This is a genomic window from Bacillus sp. J33 (assembly GCF_000518885.1).
GTDB lineage: Bacteria > Bacillota > Bacilli > Bacillales > Cytobacillaceae > Cytobacillus.
This window is the reverse complement of sequence record NZ_JAEL01000179.1, coordinates 1-2,885: the sequence shown is the minus strand read 5'-3', so window position 1 is coordinate 2,885 and position 2,885 is coordinate 1. Positions and strand designations below refer to the sequence as shown.

General features: G+C 39.9%; 2 protein-coding genes. Both read left to right on the top strand.

The features are described 5' to 3' along the window. Window positions 1-113: 113 nt before the first annotated feature. Window positions 114-1,307, top strand: a complete 1,194-nt coding sequence (gene yqfD / locus L634_RS0128330; protein ID WP_026585286.1) for a sporulation protein YqfD — start codon at window positions 114-116, stop codon at window positions 1,305-1,307. Then, complete coding sequence (locus tag L634_RS0128325; protein ID WP_026585285.1) at window positions 1,304-2,266, top strand: PhoH family protein; 963 nt, start codon at window positions 1,304-1,306, stop codon at window positions 2,264-2,266. Before yqfD ends, L634_RS0128325 begins: the two co-directional genes overlap by 4 nt. Window positions 2,267-2,885 lie beyond the last annotated feature (619 nt).

The window sequence follows — 2,885 nt, the reverse complement described above, 5'->3', positions numbered from 1 at the left end:
AAGAATTTAGGGGGTGGCAATTTTTTTGCCTATAAAGCCCTCTATGGAGATATTTTATAACCTATTTCTTATAGAAGTTTTGACAATACGTTAAATAATTCAGGGGGAAGGAAATGAAGAACCAGTGGATTGAATTTTACGGGGGACTTGTTACGGTAAAAGCAAGCGGTAAGGGAATTGAGCGTTTTATTAATACACTAACAAGAAGCGGAATCTATATTTGGAATGTAAAGAATCATGGTACACAAGCTGTAACGTTTAAAATGAAGCTAGAAGATGCTAAGAAAATCAGAAGCCTGGCCAGGAACAGTGATTGCAAAATCGAGTTCCTGCAGCGGGAGGGAGCTCCCTTCCTTTTTAAAAGGCTTTTGAAAAACAGCGGATTTGCCGCTGGAGCGTTAGCTTTTATTGCGGTGATCCTTCTTTTATCAAATATGGTTTGGGGAATAGAAATTAAAGGTGCAAACCCTGCGACTGAATATCAAATCCGCAAAGAATTGGACAAGATGGGTGTTAAAACAGGAAAGCTGCAATTCTTTGTAGATAACGTGGAATCTATACAGCGTAAACTGTCTAATAATATAGAGGCGATTACATGGGTCGGTGTGGAATTAAAAGGGACAACCTACCATTTGCAAGTTGTCGAAAAGAATGAACCTGAAAAGCCAGAATATTTAAGTCCGCGCCATTTGGTTGCAAAAAAGAAAGCGGTTATTGTAGATATGTTTGTTGAGGATGGCAGACCGGTTGTTGATGTAAATGATCATGTTCAGCCTGGCCAGCTTCTGGTATCCGGCATAATCGGAAAAGAAGGCGAAACGGAGACAGTTCCCGCCAAAGGAGAGATCTTTGGTGAAACCTGGTATAAGTCTGAAGTAACCCTGCCTCTTAAAAGCACATTTCAGGTTTTTAATGGAAATGAGAAAGTATACCACTCAATAGGGTTGGGATCGCTGAACATTCCAATATGGGGATTTGCCAAGCCTGAGTTTAAAGAATATGAAATCGAGGAAAATGAAAAAAGAATCAGGTTCTTGAAATGGGAGCTTCCTGTTACTTATAAAAATAAAACTTACAGAGAAAGAGAGCAGGTAACAAGGATCTATTCAAATGAAGAAGCATTTGATGTTGCTAAAGTTATGGCACGAAATGATATAAAAAACCGATTAGATGAAAATGCTAAGATTAAGGGTGAAAAAGTTTTGCACCAATCAGTTGACAATGGTAAAGTAACAATAGCAATACATTTCCAAATTATTGAGAATATTGCAGAAGGACAACCAATTATTCAAGGAGATTCGGAATGACAGAAGACTTGAAAACAATGAACATGCAGCTCGAAGACCCAAATGAAGCAATTGCCTTATTGGGAAATGCAGATGCAAACCTAAAAATTATTGAACAAGAACTGAACGTTTCCATTGTGACCAGAGGCGAATCTGTTTATGTATCTGGAGAAATGGGCATGGTAGAACTGGCGGGCAAAGTTCTGGATAAATTGCTTTATGTTATTCGGAAAGGAATAAATATAAGCCAGAGAGATGTCATGTATGCACTTCAAATGGCCAACAAAGGCACACTGGAATACTTCAGTGACTTATATGAAGAAGAAATAACGAAAAATGCTAAAGGCAAATCCATTCGGGTTAAGACACTGGGCCAGAGGCAATATATTAACGCCATACGGAAAAACGACCTTGTATTTGGCATAGGCCCGGCAGGAACAGGGAAAACGTATCTGGCCGTAGTGATGGCTGTAAATGCTTTAAAGAATGGAAATGTGAAAAGAATCATCCTGACTCGCCCTGCTGTTGAAGCAGGCGAAAGCCTAGGGTTTTTACCGGGGGATTTAAAGGAAAAGGTAGATCCTTATTTGCGGCCTTTGTATGACGCTCTGCATGATATATTAGGCTTAGAGCATACTCAGAGAATGATTGAAAGAGGAACAATTGAAATTGCCCCATTGGCTTATATGAGGGGAAGAACCCTGGATGACGCTTTTGTCATACTTGATGAAGCGCAAAATACTACTCAGGCTCAAATGAAAATGTTTTTAACCCGCCTGGGTTTCGGGTCAAAAATGATTATTACTGGTGACAGAACACAAGTCGACCTTCCAAAGGGAGTCAAATCAGGGCTAATTGTTGCAGAAGACATACTCAAGGGAGTAAAAGGCCTGTCATTCGTCCATTTGGAGCAAAGCGATGTAGTACGCCATCCTCTAGTTGCGAAAATTATCCAGGCATATGAAAATGACCATAATTAAGAAGCAAGCCGCCAAACTTTTGGCGGTTTTTTTGTGAAGGCTGTTTTTGTAAAGTTTGCTGCTTTTCGGGCGGCTAAATAGGGTTTACCAACTGAGTTGCCTGATTACAGCGGAGGGGGACTTGACTTATCTAATGCATTCGATTTTCTTACGGCGAAGTGTTTATTCAAGAGTGCCTTCCCAATCCGAAGAGAGGAAAATGGGCGGCCCCACAGGCGAAGCCGGGGAATCGCTCAAGCTTCCCCGCGGGAAAGCTTGAGTGCCTGAAGCGGAAACGTACAGGATTTATTAGTAAAAACAACAAATATGAGAAAAGAACCCTGTGAGAAAAGCAGCAAAACTGACTAGGGGATTTATTTTCTTTATGCTGAAAATTATGGGATAATTTGCTATTGGGGGAATGTTTATGTACCCTGTTAATAAATAGTCATATTTCTTGGTGAAACTTAGAAAAAAAACTGTTATGATTTTACATAATTAAGAATAAAAATTATTTTTAAGCTTATCTGGCAGCGCTTCAGCCAAGGGTAGTGTCAAAAGATTTATGAAAACTACCTAAAGGGTTAGTTTCTCTCCTATTTACTGGATGGAGATGCGCCGCAATCGCTCTTGACAAACA